Raw genomic sequence first — 16,021 nt, 5'->3', positions numbered from 1 at the left:
CCTCGACCGTGGGATGAGAGGGGCGACCCGGATGGCAGGAAAGCCCGGCGAGGGGGACGGCCGCGACCGCGCGGCGGCGCCAGGCTGGCGCCTGTCTTCAGGCGGGGGACCAGGGAGCAGAGAGTGGCGGATATGGTGGGCCGGCAGGTCGGCTGCGGGTCATTGGCGGTTGTGACGGACCACCTTGCCATCGCAGATGGTGGCGCGATGGCGACCGTCCACGAAGGGCGGGTCGTCCCAGCGCAGCGTCTTGCAGGTCTCGCCGTCGGCATGGCTGACACGCCCGACGCTGTCGGGCGCGCCGAGGATGGTGAGTGCCTGGTTTTCCGACATGCCCGCCACGAGATGCCCCCTGCCATGGGCGCGGGCCTTGGCGTTGCGCCGGTCCAGGGTCGAGAGATAGTCCCGGGTGCTGCGGCCGCTCGGCCGGTCGGAAGGCGGGTCGGCCCCCGGCAGGCTCGGGAAGGCCGAGAGGTCGGGGGGCGGGTAGGTGGTGATGGCGCCATCCTCGCGCAGCCTTTCCCCCTGAGGGCAGGGCGAGGCCTGGTAGCGGGTGCTCCCGTCGAGGTCACAGCGGTAGACCTGGCCCGGGGCCGCCAGGGGCAGGCCGGCCAGCAGCAGCGCGAGCCATGGCCCCTTCATCTCGATGGCCGTCCCGTCGGGCTCTCCAGCCGACCTTCGGCCCCGCAGTGGCAGCCCGTCCCCCGTCGGTTAGCTGAGTCCAGCCCCATCATGATGGCACCCATCGCCGTGGCCTCGCTGATGCCCTCCATCCTAGGCCAAGGCGCACTCGGGCAATGTAGGGCTCTTCCTACATTCAAGTAAGACGATCGATATCCCTTGGGGAATCCCCTCTCGCTGCCGCCGCCGGCGAGCGTCATCATGCCCTGTGGTGGCCGGCCGCCGGACGGGGGAGGGCGCCGTTGCGCGGCTCGTGAATCCGCACTTCGCTGCCGGGCGTCGTAATGCGGCGACAGCGCTACTTCGGGGAAGCGTCGCCGATGGCCTGGGGCCGCCTCCAGGGCTGAACCTTGACCGCCCCCCCGCAGTCGCAGGGCACCAGGAACCCGCTTCTCCCGTCGAGCTCTGGTGCTGCGAGCGGCCATGGTCTTGACTGTGCAAGGAGAGGTTCTGGAGGATAACCGCCGGGAGCACGGAGGTTCCCGTATCGTCTCATCAGCCTGATACCCGTTTCGGCCTTGCGCCGGACACCCGAGGGCGAGCTCGGCCGGTGTGTTATGTCTGCACGGCGAGCATGACGATGGTCGAGTCCTCGGCCAATGCGAAGGAGTGTGAAAGTGCAAGCATCCGTACGATTGTCCCCGTCTTCCGCGGGGTCCGGCCGACGCGTCCGTCCCTGGCTGTTGGCGGGCCTGCTCGGCGCCCTGGGTGGCCTGGCCTCGCCGACCCTCATGGCTTTCGGCTTCGAGGACGTGGCGCAGAAGGCGCAATCCCTGTCCGAGAAGGCCTACGAGCCGCCCGAAACGAACCTTCCCGACGCCTTGCGCGAGCTCGAGTACGAGGACTACGCCAAGATCCAGTACCGTCGCGACCAGGCCCTCTGGAGTGATCAGGACCTGCCCTTCCAGCTCACCTTTTTCCACGAGGGCATGCATTTCGACAGTGCCGTCAAGGTCAACACCGTGGTCGACAACGAGGTGCGCGAGGTGGGCTTCGATCCCCAGGCCTTCGATTACGGCGACCTGTCGATTCCCGAGGAACAGCTCGAGGGCCTGGGCTTTTCCGGCTTCAAGATCCTCAATCCCCTCAACCGGGACGACACCATGGACGAGCTCATGGTGTTCCAGGGAGCCAGTTATTTCCGGGCACTCGGCCGTCACCAGCAGTATGGCCTGTCGGGCCGGGGCCTGGCCGTCGACACCGCGCTGCAGACCGGCGAGGAGTTCCCCGCCTTCCGCGAGTTCTGGGTGGTCAAGCCCACCCCGGAGAGCCAGTACCTGACGGTGTTCGCGCTGCTCGATTCGCCGAGCCTTTCCGGTGCCTATCGCTTCGTGCTGCGCCCGGGGGATGACACCGTGGTGGACGTCAAGTCACGCCTGTTCCTGCGCCGCGAGGTCGAGAAGCTGGGCATCGCCCCGCTGACCAGCATGTACCTGTTCGGCCCCGGCCAGCCCTCGGAGAACCTCAACTACCGGCCGGCCATCCACGACTCGAACGGCCTGCTGATCCACGATGCCAGCAACGGCTGGACCTGGCGGCCGCTGGCCAACCCGGCCCAGCTGATGGTCGACGAGGCCCCCGTCGAGTCCCTCAAGGGCTTCGGCCTGCTGCAACGCAGCCACGACTTCAGCGACTACGAGGACCTGGTCGATCGCTACGACCGCCGTCCCAGCGCCTGGATCGAGCCTCAGGGCGACTGGGGCGCCGGCCAGGTCGAACTGATCCAGATCCCCACCCCCAACGAGACCAACGACAACATCGTGGCGTTCTGGAAGCCCGAGTCGCTGCCGCCGACCGGCGAGCCGCTGAACCTCAACTACCGGATGTTCTGGACGACCACCGAGGACAAGTTCCTCGACCCCAATCTGTCGTGGGTCGAGGAGACGCGCCGGTCGCGGGGCGAGGTGCGCCGCAACGACCTGGTGCGCGAGCCGGATGGCTCCATCGCCTTCGTGCTCGATTTCCAGGGCCCGGCCCTGGAGGCCTATCGCGGCAACAACGGGCTTCAGGTGGAGGCCAGCGTCGGCGACAACGGCGAGCTGGTCGCCAGCCGGGCCGTTGCCAACCAGGCCGAAGGCGGCTGGCGCGTCTTCCTGCGCGTCAAGCGCGGCGATGAGGATCAGCCGCTGGATATCCGCGCGACCCTGAAGGACGGCGACACGCCCCTGTCGGAAACCTGGTACTACCGGCTCCCGGCCAATGGTTGAGCGCAACGCCTCCCCCGACCGGGCCGCCGAGTACCTGGAACGCCTGGCCTTCGAGGCCGAGTCGCACCAGGCGCGTCGTGAGCTGATGGCCGGCGAGCTTGATGCCGAGGGCCTGGCGGCCCTGCACGAGGGCCTCGGCCAGCAGCCGGCGCCGCAAGAGGATCCCGCCGCGGTGTCGGTGGGGCCACGGCTGGCGCTGGGCTATCCGTCGCCGCCGCTGGCCCCGTCGCCGCCGCTGTCGACCGACCCCCGGGGCATCACCCGGCTGTGCACGATGCCGCCGCTGGCCCGGACTCCCCTGGCGCCGGAGCCCTGGGCGAAGGGGCCGCTGGTGCGCTGGTCGCGTCGCCTGTGGCGTGGGATGACCGGCACCGGTACCGATACCGGTCCCGCACGACACGGCCGCACGCCGCGCTGGCGGCGGGTCGGCCAGCTGCGGCGGCTGGTGCTGCTGGTGCTGACGGTCGGACAGAGCCTGGTGGCCGCGCAATACATGAGCACGGTGCTGCCCTATCAGGGAACCCGGCCCCTGGAGATCGCCATCCTGGCGCTGTTCGTGCTGCTGTTCAGCTGGGTGTCGGCGGGCTTCTGGACGGCCCTGATGGGCTTCTTCCAGCTGCTGCGCGGGCGTGACCAGCATGTGATCAATGCCCGCGAGGTGGACGACGAGGCGCCGTTCGAGCCCGGCGCCCGGACCGCCCTGGTCGTGCCGATCTGCAACGAGGACGTGCCCCGGGTGTTCGCCGGCGTGCGTGCCACCCTGGAGTCGCTGCGCGATACCGGGCAGGAGGCGGCCTTCGATCTCTACATCCTCAGCGACACCAACGACCCCGACGTGGCGATCGCCGAGACCCACGCCTGGCTGGCGCTATGCCGGGAGCTCGGGGCCTTCGATCGGGTCTTCTATCGCCGCCGTCAGCGCCGCGTCAAGCGCAAGAGCGGCAACCTGGATGACTTCTGCCGCCGCTGGGGGCGCAACTATCGCTACATGCTGGTGCTGGACGCCGACAGCGTGATGAGCGGCAGCTGCCTGACCCGGCTGGTGCGCCTGATGGAGGCCAACCCCAAGGCCGGCATCATCCAGACCGCCCCGAAGGCGTCAGGCCGGCACAACCTCTACGCGCGGATGCAGCAGTTCGCGACCCGGGTCTACGGGCCGCTGTTCACCGCGGGGCTGCATTTCTGGCAGCTGGGCGAGTCCCACTACTGGGGGCACAACGCCATCATTCGCATGGCGCCCTTCATGCGGCACTGCCTGCTGGCACCGCTGCCCGGCAAGGGCTCGCTGTCCGGCGAGATCCTCTCCCACGACTTCGTCGAGGCCGCGCTGATGCGCCGCGCCGGCTGGGGCGTGTGGATCGCCTACAACCTGGCCGGCAGCTACGAGGAGATGCCCCCCAACCTGCTCGACGAGCTCAACCGGGACCGTCGCTGGTGTCACGGCAACCTGATGAACTTCCGGCTGTTCCTGGCCCGGGGCATCCACCCCGTGCACCGGGCGGTGTTTCTCACCGGGGTGATGTCCTACCTCTCCGCGCCGCTGTGGTGCCTGTTCCTGATCCTCTCCACGGCGCTGCTGGCGGTGCACACCCTGGGCACCCCCCAGTACTTCCCCGAGCCGGGGATGATGTTCCCGGTCTGGCCGCAGTGGAACCCGGGGCTGGCGGTGGGCCTGTTCACCGCCACGGCGACCCTGCTGTTCCTGCCCAAGGTGCTCAGCGTGATTCTCATCAGCTGGCAAGGGGCCCGGGAGTTCGGCGGCGCCGGCAAGGTCTGGCTGAGCATGGTGGTGGAGTCGCTCTTCTCCATGCTGATGGCCCCGGTGCGCATGCTCTTCCATACCCGCTTCGTGCTTGCGGCCCTGCTGGGGCGAGGAATCCAGTGGCGCTCGCCGTCCCGCGACAACAGCGACACGACCTGGGGCGATGCCGTGCGCAACCATGGCGTCCAGACCGTCATCGGCGCCGTCTGGGCGGCCGGAGTCTACGCCCTCGAGCCGACCTTCCTGTGGTGGCTGGCGCCCATCGTCGGCGCGCTGATGGTGTCCATCCCGGTCTCGGTGTTCTCCAGCCGGGTGTCGCTGGGCCTGCGCAGCCAGCGTGCACGGCTGTTCCGGATCCCCGAGGAGACCCGTCCGCCCCGGGTACTGCGACGCATGGTGCGCCACCTGAAGCGCATGACCCGCTGGCCCGCCTCGCCGACCTTCACCCAGACGGTGGTCGACCCGGTGGCCAATGCGCTGGGCTGTGCACTGGCCACCAGCCGCCACGGCCGCTCGGCACTGCTGCGGCAGCGTCGGGAGGAGCGGGTGGCCGAGGCGGTGAGCAGCGACCCGCGCCGGCTCTCCCCGGGCGAGCGGCTGCGCCTGCTCGATGACCCGGTGCTGCTGTCGATGCTGCACTTCCGGGTGTGGGCCGAACCGGACGCCCATCCCGCCTGGCGTGAGCTGGGCCTGCCCCGGGCGCCGAGCCTGAAGGTGCCGGGAAAGGCCCGGGAGGCGAGCGGTGAGCCAGGCCGCACCCGGATGCCGAGCCTGGAGGGGCCGGCGTGGGGCCAGGAGGCCAGCGGATGAGTGGCTCGGCCGCCGACCGGTCGCGTGACGCCGGGTCACGCGACCGGGTCCAGGCCCCGTCCAAGGAGCGCTTCATCGGCCTGGAGTGGCTGCGCTTCGTGCTGGGGCTGTACATCGTCATCTTCCACACCCTGCACAACTACCCGTCGATCTCGGGCTGGTCGCACTACATCACGGATATCGGGTTCTTCTCGACCAGCTCCTTCTTCGTGCTCTCGGGCTTCCTGCTGGCGCACGTCTACCTGGATCACCACCAGTCGCTGCGCGAGCCGGCGCGCAGCTTCTGGATCAAGCGGTTCGCGAACCTCTACCCGATCCATATCGGCGCGCTGCTGCTGGCCATGCTGGTGTCGACCGCCGTGGGCAAGCTGGCCATCACCCCGGAGGACGCTGCCGCCTCGATCCGTTTCGTGATCTACGACGTCAACAACGACCTGGGACAGACCGATCCCGAGGCGCTGCGTCACTACATGAGCGATTCCGAGCTGGCGGTCAACCTGGCGCTCAACGTCAGCCTGTTGCATGCCTGGAATCCCCTCTACCTGACCTTCAACCCACCGTCCTGGTCGATCTCGGCGCTGATGGGCTTCTACCTGGTCTTTCCCTGGGCGGCGCCGCGGTTGTTCCGGGTGCGACATGTCGGCCGGGCCCTGGCGCTGACCAACCTGCTCTACCTGCTGCCGCCCCTGGTGGTCATCGCCCTGACCGACTACGGCATGCCCGAGACGGGCATCCTGCACCGCAATCCCCTGATTCGCCTCCCCGAGTTCATCGCCGGCATCCTGCTGTGCGTGCTCTACTCGCGGTGGCGACGGGCCGGCTACCGGCCTGGCCGGGGCCTGTGCCTGGCGATGGCGCTGTGGGTGGCGGTCTCGGTGGTCGTGGCAGTATGGCTGCTGGGCCAGGGACACGCCTGGTACTACCTGCTGCACAATGGCCTGCTGCTGCCGTCGCAGCTGATGCTGATCCTGCTGATGACCCGGGTGCGTTCGCCCGCGGATCCGCGGCTGCGACAGCTGGCCAGGCGCCTGGGCGGTGCCTCCTTGCCGATGTTCGCGCTGCACGTGCCCCTCTACGTGATCTTCACCCGGATCGAGCAGGTCCTCGCCGGCGAGCCCTCGCGCTGTCTCGATGACGTTCGCGGCTGCCTGGAGGCCGCCGGTGACAGCTCGCTGATACTGTATCCGGTCTTCCTGCTGGTCACCGTGCTGTTCTGCGTGATGTTCCAGGAGCGCTTCGTGCTGCGGGTCCGCGAGCACCTGCAGCGTCTTCTCATGGGGCGGCTGTTGCCCTCGGCACGCCAGCAGGGCTAGGGCGTGCAACGCCGGGTGTCCGAGGTCCGCGGTGGTCGACATGGCATGGCTCGCGACAGCCTGGCCGGTGGCCCGCGGGGAGGGCCCGAGGTTGTTGCGAAGCCGGCTCGCCCTGTGCACCTGTCCATGCCCCGGCGGGCGTGACCGACAAGCGGTCGAATCCCGCCTGGGGCGATCCCGCCCCGGACTAACTGACCATCATCCGGGACGGCCGTCTCAGGCGTCGGCGTCCCATGCCTGACAGGCCGCGGCGGTGAACAGCACGTCGGTGGAGGAGTTGAGCGCTGTCTCGGTGGCGTCCTGTACCACGCTGATCACGAAGCCGATCGCCACCACCTGCATGGCCACGTCGGTGGAGATGCCGAACAGGTTGCTGGCCATGGGGATGATCAGCAGCGAGCCACCGGCCACGCCGGAGACGCCGCAGGCCGCCAGGGCCGAGACGATGCACAGCAGCAGGGCGGTAGGGAAATCGACGCCAATGCCCAGCGTGTGGGCGGCGGAGAGCGTGATCACGGTGATGGTGATTGCCGCGCCCGACATGTTGATGGTTGCCCCCAGGGGGATCGAGATCGAGTAGGTGTCGGCGTGGAGCTTCAGGCGCTGGCACAGTTCCAGGTTGACGGGAATGTTGGCCGCCGAGCTGCGCGTGAAGAAGGCCGTGATGGCACTGCCCCGCAGGCAGGCGAAGACCAGCGGATAGGGATTGCGCCGGGTCTTGGCGAACACGATCAGCGGATTGGTGACCAGGGCCACGAACAGCATGCAAGCGACGATCACCAGCAGCAGGTGGGCATAGTCGAGCAGGGCCCCCAGGCCGGCGGTGGCCATGGTGCCGGCCACCAGGCCGAAGATGCCCAGCGGGGCGATGTGGATCACCAGGCGGATGATCTGCGAGATGGCCTCGGCGAGGTCCGAGAGCAGGGTGCGCGTGGTCTCGCTGGCCTGGCGCAGCATCAGGCCCAGGGCCGAGGCCCAGACCAGGATGGCGATGAAATTGGCCTCCATTAGCGCACTGACCGGGTTGGCGACAGCGCTGAGCAGCAGGTTGCGGAGGATCTGGTCGACGCCGCCGGGCGGGTTGCCACTGGCCTGGGGCGCATCGAGGGCCAGGGTGGTAGGGAAGGCGAAGCTCGCCACCACGGCCACCAGCGCGGCGGTCAGGGTGCCGATCAGGTAGAGCATCAGCACCGAGCGGACATGAGTGGGCTGGCCGCGCCGGTGGCTGGCGATTGCCCCGGTCACGAGCACGAAGACCAGCACCGGCGCCACCGCCTTGAGAGCGGAGATGAAGACCTGTCCCAGCAGCGCAGCCGATTGCGCCATGGCGGGGGAGTAGGCGGCGAGCAGGATGCCGCAGACGATGCCGATGGCGGTCTGGGCGATCAGCCCCAGCCGCAGCAGCGGGCGACACAGGGTGTGGACGGTTGCGATCATGGAACGTCTCTCGAGGTTACGGGGTGGGGGCGGGTGTCGCGGCGCGGGCGATCGATCACCCGCGCCTGCCGGGCGCGGGCCCGGGCGAGCGGCTGCAGCGCCGCCTCCCGGGCCAGGGAGCGCCCGCAGGTCGCGCCGCATTCTAGCATCGTCTATATCGATGGGGGATTATCCCGTCAATGTGGCTAAGTCATGGTGAAAACGCCTGGCTTAGATCGGTGGCATGATGAGATGCAAGCCTGTCAGCCGGCGGTCGCCCGGCTGGTGGCAGCCTGGCGGGCCAACCGGCGCCTGCCTGTCCATCCGCAGCGTTCGCGTGTGTCTTGCAGTCGAATTCGCTATGTTAGAGATCGCGAAAGCCAGGCTCGCCCGGATGTGGCGCGTTCATCGTGGCCCCGCGTGGCCGGTTCTGGAGATGCGGTGACGAAAGATTTTCCGGCATCGGCCGATAAGATTCCTTGGGTGCGCTCCGTGGGGGCGTCGGTGGCCGCCGGCGTCGAGCATGCGGAGCCGGGGGAATGCCGCAGCCCAGGGCCCGGTCAGGCTCGGGCTCGTCGCTGTGCGGGGCCAGACGGCCGGCACCATTCATGCCAGATCGGGAGGGGAGAGATTGAGTCAGCAGTCATGGTTGGATGAGGCCCTGAGGGAAAGCCGCACCGCGTTCGTGAGAATCTCGTCTGACCAGCGTATCGTCGATGCCGTCGGCGATACCCGTCCCTACCTCGGCAAGAGCGCGGAGCGCCTGGTCGGTCGGCCGCTAGAAGACGTGCACGCCCTCCATGTCCGTTTCGGGGAGAAGATCACGTCACTGCTTGCAGGGGGTGGCGGGGGGCAGGCCGCGTCCCAGGCCTTTGCCAAGGGGACCTGCCAACTGCAAGGCCTGGCCGACGGCAGTGTCGTCGCGCGCCTCTCCGGGAATCTGGCTTCTGCCAGGGATGTCACCGACCGTCTCGCCGACCGACTGCCCGTCATGGTGGCCTATGTCGACCGCGAGGCCTGCTTCCGCTTCAACAACCAGGCCTATGTGGATTTCGTCGGTCTCAGCCGTGAGGCGCTGTATGGCCAGCCGGTGTCCTCGGTACTCGATGCCGCGTCCTACGACAAGATCTGGCCAAAGTTTCAGCGGGCGCTGGCGGGGGAGGAGGTTCGCTACGAGGAGGAGCTGGCCCTCAGGGACGGTCGCCGCATCTTCTTCAAGGTCAACTATCTCCCCGACGTGCTCGACGGCGAGGTGCTGGGGTTCTACGCCATCATTCAGGACATTTCCGAATATCGGGCCATGATCCAGCTGCTGCGGGATGTCCATACCGGCGTCAACCGCACCGATATCAGCACCCGCGCGACCGTCGACATGCTGCTGCGCGATGCGCTCGAGTATCTGGATCTGGATATCGGCATCGTCAGCCGCATCATCGGCGATCAGTACATCGTGCACTGGGCCGCCTCGGAGGTGGCCCCCGTCGCCCCTGGCGATACCTTTCCTCTGGGCGCCACCTACTGCCGGCTGATGCTCGACGAGGAGGATGTCTTCCATACCGTGGCGGCCGGCCAGGATGCGCGGATCAATGGTCACCCCTGCTACCAGGCCTTCGGCCTGGAGAGCTATATCGGCATGCCGCTTCGCATCGACGGCCGGGTCTGGGGGACGCTCAATTTCTCCAGCGCCTGCAGTCGCCGCCATGCCTTCAGCGACGTGGAGGTCGAGCTGGTTCGGCTGATCGCCGACGCCGTGGAGCGGGTCATCACCGACGACGCCGCAATCCAGAGAATCCGCCGGGAACGCGACCAGATGGCCGACAGGGCCATGCGGGACTACCTGACCGGCCTGCCCAATCGTCCCTTTCTCGAGCAGCATGTGGACGCGTTGACCCAGGTCAGCGGCGACTCCCGGGAGGTCTTTTCGGTCGCCGTGCTGGACATCGATCATTTCAAGGCGGTCAACGATACCTATGGCCATCAGGCCGGCGATGCCGTGATCCAGTGGCTGGCGTCGACGGTGTCCGGTTGCCTGCGCGAGGGCGATATCGTCGCTCGCATCGGTGGCGAGGAGTTCGTGGTGGTGGTGCGCAATGCCGTGGCTGGCGAGGCCCGGCGGGTGATGGAGCGCATTCGGGAGAGTGCCGGGGCCGGGACCATCCGCATTCGCGATGATCTGCAGCTGCAGATCACGATCAGCGTCGGCGTGAGCGAGCATGCCGATGGCGAGACCTATGCCGAGGTATTTCACCGCGCCGACCGGGCGCTCTACGAGGCCAAGCGCCATGGGCGAGACAGGGTGTGCATGGCCTGAGGCCGAGATGATCAGCTAGGGAAGACAGCATGGACAAGAAGAAACGCACCAACATGACCAGTCGGCTGATCGGCCTGGCGGCCCTGCTGCTGGTGGCCCTGACGCTGCAGAACTGTGGCGTTATCTAGTGTTGCCGGTGGCAAGCAACATGCGAGTGGCTCACCAGCCCATGGAGGTCTCGAGGGAGGCACGGCCGTGGCGCCTTGGCCGGACTGCCGGGATGAGGCGTCGGGACGACGGCGCGGGATTTCCAGGGGCCTCGCGTATCAGTATTTTTTGAAGTGTAAATGCGAATCATCGTTGATTCGAAGAGGGAGGCTTGTCTGGCACTCGCCGCATAGGCAGGCCTGTCGGGTGAAGTCCGGGGTGAAGCGTGCCCAGGTGGCCTGCTGCTTCGACACTTCACTGTTGCCACAGGGACACAGCAACACCAGATGGTCTTGAGGAGCGGTAGAGAAGAGAATATAAGGCTGGTCGGGAAGGTCCATCGGGCGGGCACATTCAATTAGTATATATACATAGAGTTTGCATCAATTGATGCCACTATTCTTGTCGGTTACGGGGTGTTTTTCAAGATGATGAGGATGCGAAACACCCCGCCTTCATGGCGGTATTTTTCGGGGTAACGCCAGGCGATTGCCGGCCACAACCCCGGGGAATTAGTTGAACAAACGGTCAGCCAATTCCTGTCCGTTGACGCGCAGGACAGCGAGGCAATGGGTGAAGCCGGCACCACGCGACACCTGCCCTCTACGTCAGCTTGCCCTCGGGCCCATCAGGATGACCCCGGCACCCACCAGGCAGAGGGCGGCCCCCAGCCAGTCCCAGCGGTCCGGTGCCCGCTGTTCGATTAGCCACAGCCACATCAGGGAGGTGACGATATAGACCCCGCCGTAGGCCGCGTAGGCACGGCCGGCATAGTCTGCCTCGGAGAGGCTGAGCAGCCAGGCGAACAGCGCCAGGCTGACCAGGCCGGGGGCCAGCCAGGCCGCGGACTTGTCGAGCCGCCACCAGGCCCAGACGCTGAAGCAGCCGGCGATCTCGGCCAGGGCGGCGGCGACGTAGAGCAGCACGGTCATCACGCCGGGCGGACGCCGTCGCCGAGGCCGCCGGTCACGCCGAGAGACGCGCCGCCACGGCGTCGAGGAAGCCCTGCATGTCCACCACTGTCTCCGTGGTCGGGTCGGTGGTCTTGCCCTTGAGGTCACCGGTGACAATGCCATCGCCGACGGTACCGATCAGGGCCTCCTTGAGGCGGCCGGCATAGTCGCCCAGCGCCGTGTTGTCTTCCCGCTCCGCCAGGGTCTCCAGGGCATTGGCCACGGCGTAGATCAGCGCCGAGGAGTTGAAGTGCGCCTCCCGGCCGTCGCTCTCGAGGTATGTCACGTAGAGGTCATGGGCGGTGCCGTGAGGGGCCTCGAACAGCATGGTGCCGTTCTTGCTCTCGATGATCGAGCTGGCGGTGGCCAGGCTGCCGCCCAGCGCGGCGGAGATGTCCGAGAAGATGTCGCCGTCCAGGTTCTGCGCCGGGTAGAGGGCGTTGCGGGGCGGGTCGGTGATCATCTTGATCAGCTGACTGGAGGGTCGCATGATCATGAAGGAGGGCGGTGGGGTGTCGGCCTTGGCCAGTTCGCGGCGTGCCTCGGTGATCACGTCGCTGAACACCTCGTCGTAGTCCATGTACTCGCGCTTGAGGCCGAAGTAGACCTCCTTGTCCTTGCGCGAGGCGTCACGGAACACTTGCAGTACCCAGTCCTTGATCGCCGCCCGGTCGTTGGACATCAGCAGGATGGGGTCGCCCTGCTTGACGTGCCGGGCATGCTTCTCGTCGCCATCGACGATCACCTTGAGGATACCGTCCTCGGCGGCGGGCATGTTGTAGCTGCCGTACTGGTCGCCGCCCCCTGCGCTCATCCGCGAGATCGACACCTGGGCCTTGCGCTCGGGAATGCCGTAGCGCTTGAGCTGCTCCACCAGCTTGTAGAGCTTGCGACCGGTGGTGTTGTCCGGCACGCCCCACAAGGCCCGTTGCGGCGGGTTGGCCACGATACGGGCGGCCTGGGCATCGATCAGCTCGTAGTGGTAGGCGAGTCCCAGCGACTCGGCCTGCTGCTGGTAGTGGGCGCGGTAGATGTCCTCGATGGCGGCGCGCATCACACCGTCATAGCCGGCGATCACGGTGTCCTTGAGCCCCAGGTAGATGTCGCGCTGCTCGTCGATGGCGCGCTGGAAGAAGCGATGCGCCCAGGCCCTGACGGTGTCGATGTCGTTGGTGGCCAGCAGCCAGGGATCGCCCTTGTTCACCTCGCGGCGATGCAGTTCCACCGGGTCGCCGCTGGCCCCGACGAACACCAGCTTGACCACCCCCGTGGCGCTGGACAGGGTGTTGTAGCTGTCCTTGATGCCGCCGGTGTCCATGGTCTCGACCTCGATGTCACGGCCGATCCACTGCGGCTTGTCGACCTTGAGGTTGCGGAACTCGATGTCCTCGCGGGTGATGTTGCCGCCGATGCCCTTGCGGATCGCGCCGTTGGGCGACTTGGTGGCCAGCGGATGCAGGCTCTCGACCGCCAGCTCGGGGTGGCGGGCGAGCAGGGCGTCGCGCTGCTCGCGGTTGACCGTCATGCCGGCGTTCTTCACGCCCACCCCATGGTGGTTGAGAGCCTCGATGGCGTCGATCACCGCCTGGCCGTTGGTGACCAGGCGGTTCTCCGCGGTCAGGTCGATCTCGACCAGGTCGATGTCCAACCGTGAGGTCACGAAGGTCGCGAGGATCCTCTCGAAGGCCACCTGGGCCATCTCGTCGCCATGCAGGATGACCAGGGGGGCTGCCACCTTGATCTTGTCGCTCATCATTCCTTCCTGTATCGCACTAGTGGAGTCAGCCGACCTCACCATCCGGATGAGGCCCGGACCTCGGCCCTGTCGACACCGTCGTCGCGGCATCGGGCTCCCTGAGAGTCACCTGTCATTCTACACGCTCTGACCGGAAGGGGGGCCGGGTGCCGCGCCGGTCCGGCGTTACGGTGATCGGGAACAAGTCTGCCCCCGGGATGCTTGCTCACTTCGGCGGGACGGCCGTCAACGCGCCTGGGGCCTGTCGTCGGTCGGTGAGTGAGCGCGCACGCGCCGGGCCAGGTCGGCCACATGGGGGTCCGCCACGCCGAGGGCGTCGAGGGCATCGGCGAGGTGCAGCAGGTAGTCGCTGTTGGGACCGCTGGGGCCATGGGCCTCGGCGATCTGGCGGGCCATGGCCGCCGGCTCGGCCTCGCCCAGGAAGGCGGCGTTGTCCTCGGTGGCGATATAGGTCAGGCCCTGGGCGGTGTCGCCGTCGGCGAAGTGCAGGGTCGTGATCTCGCGCAGATAGCCGTTCTTCTCGCGCACGTCCAGCGGGCGCAGGGTCTCGGGGGTGATGCGATAGGCCATGCCATGGCAGACGGCACCGGGCCTCGGCAGCAGGGTGGCGACCCGTCCCGGGGCCTCGGGAGTGCCGCGGTGGTCGTGGGAGCCCTGCCAGAAACGACGGACCCAGCCGTGGATATGGGCCGGGCGGCGTTCCAGGTAGGCAAAGCCCGCCTTCCAGATCAGCGAGCCGTAGCCGAACAGCCAGATCGCCTCGTGATCGTCGAAGTGGGTCATGCGTCGGTTGCGCTGGGTGGTGTCGAGGACCATGTGTCGAGCCCATGTGGCGGTGCGTGCCCGTCGGAGCAGGCAAACGCCCATGATGCGATGTCGGGGCGAGCTTGTCGAAGGTGATCGAGCCCAGGCCGGCGAGTCGGCTCTTGTATACAAAAACGGATGGCGTAAGATGGATTTCCACGCTTGCCCCTACCGTTATCGAGGAGAGCCCCCATGAGCTTTCATGTCTACCTGTCCGGCGAGATCCATACCGACTGGCGTGAGGAGATCCAGCGCGGTGCCGAGGCCGCCGGCCTGGATATCGTCTTTACCGCACCGGTCACCGATCACGCGGCCAGCGATGCGGCCGGTGACCACCTGGGACCGTCGAGCGAGGGCTTCTGGCGCGACCACAAGTCGTCCAAGGTCAATGCCATCCGTACCAAGACGTTGATCGAGCAAAGCGACCTGGTGGTGGTGCGCTTCGGCGACCAGTACAAGCAGTGGAATGCGGCCTTCGATGCCGGCTACTGCGCCGCCCTGGGCAAGCCCTATGTGACCCTTCACGGCGAACAGATCGTGCATCCGCTCAAGGAGGTCGATGCCGCGGCCATGGCCTGGGCGACCACCCCGGCCGAGGTGGTGGAGATCCTCAAGTACGTCACCCGCGGCTGATCCTCTCGCCCCGGGGCTGGTGTCGACCCGCCCCGGCGGCTACGCTGCCTTGAGTCCGACAACCCCCTGATTCAAGGAGCTTCCCCCCATGACCGTGATGATTCTCGGCCTCGTGATCTTCCTCGGCGTGCACTCGGTGCGCATCGTCGCCGACGACTGGCGGCGTGAACGCATCGCCCAATGGGGCGAGGCACGCTGGAAGGCGCTCTACGGCCTGGCATCGCTGGTGGGGCTGGGGATCGCGATCTGGGGCTTCGGCCTGATGCGCCTCGACCCGCTGGTCGTCTGGACGCCGCCAGTGGCCATGCGCCACCTGGTGGCACTGCTGATGATTCCGGCGTTCATCCTGCTGGTGGCGGCCTATGTGCCGCGCAACCATTTCAAGGCGAAGCTCGGTCACCCGATGATCCTGGGGGTGAAGGTGTGGGCCCTGGCGCACCTGCTGGCCAACGGCCGGCTGGGCGATATCGTCTTCTTCGGTGCCTTCCTGCTGTGGGCGGTACTCGACTTCCGCGCCGCCCGCCGTCGTCCGGCGCCGGCGCCGGCTTCCGCGCCTCCCGCGATGAGTGCCACCCTCGCCAGCCTGGTGATCGGTGTTGGCGCCTATGCCGTCTTCGCCTTCTGGCTGCACAGGGTGCTGATCGGCGTGCCGGTGATGCCGGCCTGAGAGGCCCGCGATCATGGAAATGACACTGATGTGGCTGGCCACCGGCCTGGGCCTGGGCCTGGCCCCATTGGCCGCGGGGACCTTCGGCTCGTTGCTGGGCCTGCCGCTGGCCTGGTGGCTGCTGGGCCGGGCTCGACGCGCGCAACTGGCTCTGGCGGCGGGGCTGCTGGTGGCGGCGATGCCGCTCTGCCACCAGGCCGCGGTCGTGCTGGGCTTCAAGGACGACGGACGCATCGTGCTCGACGAGATCGTCGCCTATCCCCTGGCGGTCCTGGGGCTGTCGGCGGCCCGCCATCCCGCTGCCCTGCTCGGTGCCTTCGTCGTCTATCGGGGCTTCGATATCATCAAGCCGCTGCCAGTGGCCCTGGCCGAGGCGCTCCCCGGGGGCGTCGGCATCGTGCTCGACGACAGCGTGGCCGCGGCCATGGCCTGGCTGGTGGTGGCCGGTGGCCTGGCCCTCTGGCGTCGCCCCCAGCCTGGCTGAGGTGTCGGGATGCATTTCGTTACGCCAGAGGGGCTTGTGGCCCCGGACGCAGACCCCAAGGGTGGGGGAGTGCGTCA

General features: G+C 67.6%; 12 protein-coding genes. 7 read left to right on the top strand and 5 right to left on the bottom strand.

Annotated elements, in window-relative coordinates; genetic code table 11:
* Positions 1-159: 159 nt before the first annotated feature.
* Positions 160-642: a hypothetical protein gene (locus EKG36_RS11680; protein WP_126484262.1), complete on the bottom strand. Its 483-nt coding sequence runs from the start codon at positions 640-642 to the stop codon at positions 160-162.
* 656 nt (positions 643-1,298) lie between these two features.
* Between EKG36_RS11680 and EKG36_RS11675 the strand changes: the two genes are divergently transcribed.
* From EKG36_RS11675 to EKG36_RS11665, 3 genes are read left to right on the top strand one after another with little or no spacing between them, the layout of a single operon-like run.
* Positions 1,299-2,888, top strand: a complete 1,590-nt coding sequence (locus tag EKG36_RS11675) for a glucan biosynthesis protein G (protein ID WP_246007498.1) — start codon at positions 1,299-1,301, stop codon at positions 2,886-2,888.
* The gene (mdoH, locus tag EKG36_RS11670) at positions 2,881-5,460 is read left to right on the top strand and encodes a glucans biosynthesis glucosyltransferase MdoH (RefSeq protein ID WP_126484260.1); all 2,580 of its coding nucleotides are present in this window, start codon (positions 2,881-2,883) and stop codon (positions 5,458-5,460) included. Before EKG36_RS11675 ends, mdoH begins: the two co-directional genes overlap by 8 nt.
* Complete coding sequence (locus EKG36_RS11665) at positions 5,457-6,773, top strand: acyltransferase family protein (protein ID WP_126484258.1); 1,317 nt, start codon at positions 5,457-5,459, stop codon at positions 6,771-6,773. Before mdoH ends, EKG36_RS11665 begins: the two co-directional genes overlap by 4 nt.
* Positions 6,774-6,989: 216 nt before the next feature.
* Here EKG36_RS11665 and sstT read toward each other — a convergent pair whose 3' ends face one another.
* Positions 6,990-8,210 carry a serine/threonine transporter SstT gene (gene sstT / locus EKG36_RS11660; protein ID WP_126484256.1) on the bottom strand — a complete coding sequence of 407 codons (1,221 nt, stop codon included), beginning with the start codon at positions 8,208-8,210 and terminating at the stop codon, positions 6,990-6,992.
* 664 nt (positions 8,211-8,874) lie between these two features.
* Between sstT and EKG36_RS11655 the strand changes: the two genes are divergently transcribed.
* A complete protein-coding gene (locus EKG36_RS11655; RefSeq protein ID WP_246007497.1) occupies positions 8,875-10,500 on the top strand; it encodes a bifunctional diguanylate cyclase/phosphodiesterase in 1,626 nt (541 codons plus the stop codon).
* Positions 10,501-11,255: 755 nt separating this feature from the next.
* On the opposite strand, the gene EKG36_RS11650 is transcribed toward EKG36_RS11655, so the two are convergent.
* The 3 genes from EKG36_RS11650 to EKG36_RS11640 all read right to left on the bottom strand — a co-directional run bounded on the left by EKG36_RS11650 (position 11,256) and on the right by EKG36_RS11640 (position 14,172).
* Positions 11,256-11,579: a YnfA family protein gene (locus EKG36_RS11650; RefSeq protein ID WP_126484372.1), complete on the bottom strand. Its 324-nt coding sequence runs from the start codon at positions 11,577-11,579 to the stop codon at positions 11,256-11,258.
* Between the two features lie 34 nt (positions 11,580-11,613).
* On the bottom strand, positions 11,614-13,353 hold the full coding sequence (locus tag EKG36_RS11645) for an isocitrate/isopropylmalate family dehydrogenase (RefSeq protein ID WP_126484252.1): 1,740 nt from the start codon (positions 13,351-13,353) through the stop codon (positions 11,614-11,616).
* 228 nt (positions 13,354-13,581) lie between these two features.
* Positions 13,582-14,172 (bottom strand): gamma-glutamylcyclotransferase, encoded by a 591-nt coding sequence (locus EKG36_RS11640; RefSeq protein ID WP_126484250.1) that lies wholly within the window; start codon positions 14,170-14,172, stop codon positions 13,582-13,584.
* Positions 14,173-14,352: 180 nt separating this feature from the next.
* Here EKG36_RS11640 and EKG36_RS11635 point away from each other — a divergent pair, with 180 nt between their 5' ends.
* From EKG36_RS11635 to EKG36_RS11625, 3 genes are all read left to right on the top strand, one after another.
* On the top strand, positions 14,353-14,793 hold the full coding sequence (locus EKG36_RS11635; RefSeq protein ID WP_126484248.1) for a YtoQ family protein: 441 nt from the start codon (positions 14,353-14,355) through the stop codon (positions 14,791-14,793).
* Between the two features lie 88 nt (positions 14,794-14,881).
* On the top strand, positions 14,882-15,460 hold the full coding sequence (locus tag EKG36_RS11630; RefSeq protein ID WP_126484246.1) for an NnrU family protein: 579 nt from the start codon (positions 14,882-14,884) through the stop codon (positions 15,458-15,460).
* A gap of 13 nt (positions 15,461-15,473) precedes the next feature.
* Complete coding sequence (locus EKG36_RS11625) at positions 15,474-15,944, top strand: phosphatidylglycerophosphatase A family protein (RefSeq protein ID WP_126484244.1); 471 nt, start codon at positions 15,474-15,476, stop codon at positions 15,942-15,944.
* The last annotated feature ends 77 nt before the right edge of the window (positions 15,945-16,021 follow it).

It is taken from the genome of Halomonas nitroreducens (assembly GCF_003966155.1).
GTDB lineage: Bacteria > Pseudomonadota > Gammaproteobacteria > Pseudomonadales > Halomonadaceae > Halomonas > Halomonas nitroreducens.
Note: the sequence above shows the minus strand (reverse complement) of the source record. Positions and strands in the feature narration are given on the sequence as shown.

What these genes read in the sequence shown, in the direction of transcription:
- EKG36_RS11645 (WP_126484252.1), bottom strand. Translation starts at nt 13,353, where the DNA reads ATGAGCGACAAGATCAAGGTGGCAGCCCCCCTGGTCATCCTGCATGGC.
- EKG36_RS11680 (WP_126484262.1), bottom strand. Translation starts at nt 642, where the DNA reads ATGAAGGGGCCATGGCTCGCGCTGCTGCTGGCCGGCCTGCCCCTGGCG.
- EKG36_RS11625 (WP_126484244.1), top strand. Translation starts at nt 15,474, where the DNA reads ATGGAAATGACACTGATGTGGCTGGCCACCGGCCTGGGCCTGGGCCTG.
- EKG36_RS11635 (WP_126484248.1), top strand. Translation starts at nt 14,353, where the DNA reads ATGAGCTTTCATGTCTACCTGTCCGGCGAGATCCATACCGACTGGCGT.
- EKG36_RS11650 (WP_126484372.1), bottom strand. Translation starts at nt 11,579, where the DNA reads ATGACCGTGCTGCTCTACGTCGCCGCCGCCCTGGCCGAGATCGCCGGC.
- EKG36_RS11640 (WP_126484250.1), bottom strand. Translation starts at nt 14,172, where the DNA reads ATGGTCCTCGACACCACCCAGCGCAACCGACGCATGACCCACTTCGAC.
- EKG36_RS11665 (WP_126484258.1), top strand. Translation starts at nt 5,457, where the DNA reads ATGAGTGGCTCGGCCGCCGACCGGTCGCGTGACGCCGGGTCACGCGAC.
- EKG36_RS11630 (WP_126484246.1), top strand. Translation starts at nt 14,882, where the DNA reads ATGACCGTGATGATTCTCGGCCTCGTGATCTTCCTCGGCGTGCACTCG.
- mdoH (WP_126484260.1), top strand. Translation starts at nt 2,881, where the DNA reads ATGGTTGAGCGCAACGCCTCCCCCGACCGGGCCGCCGAGTACCTGGAA.
- sstT (WP_126484256.1), bottom strand. Translation starts at nt 8,210, where the DNA reads ATGATCGCAACCGTCCACACCCTGTGTCGCCCGCTGCTGCGGCTGGGG.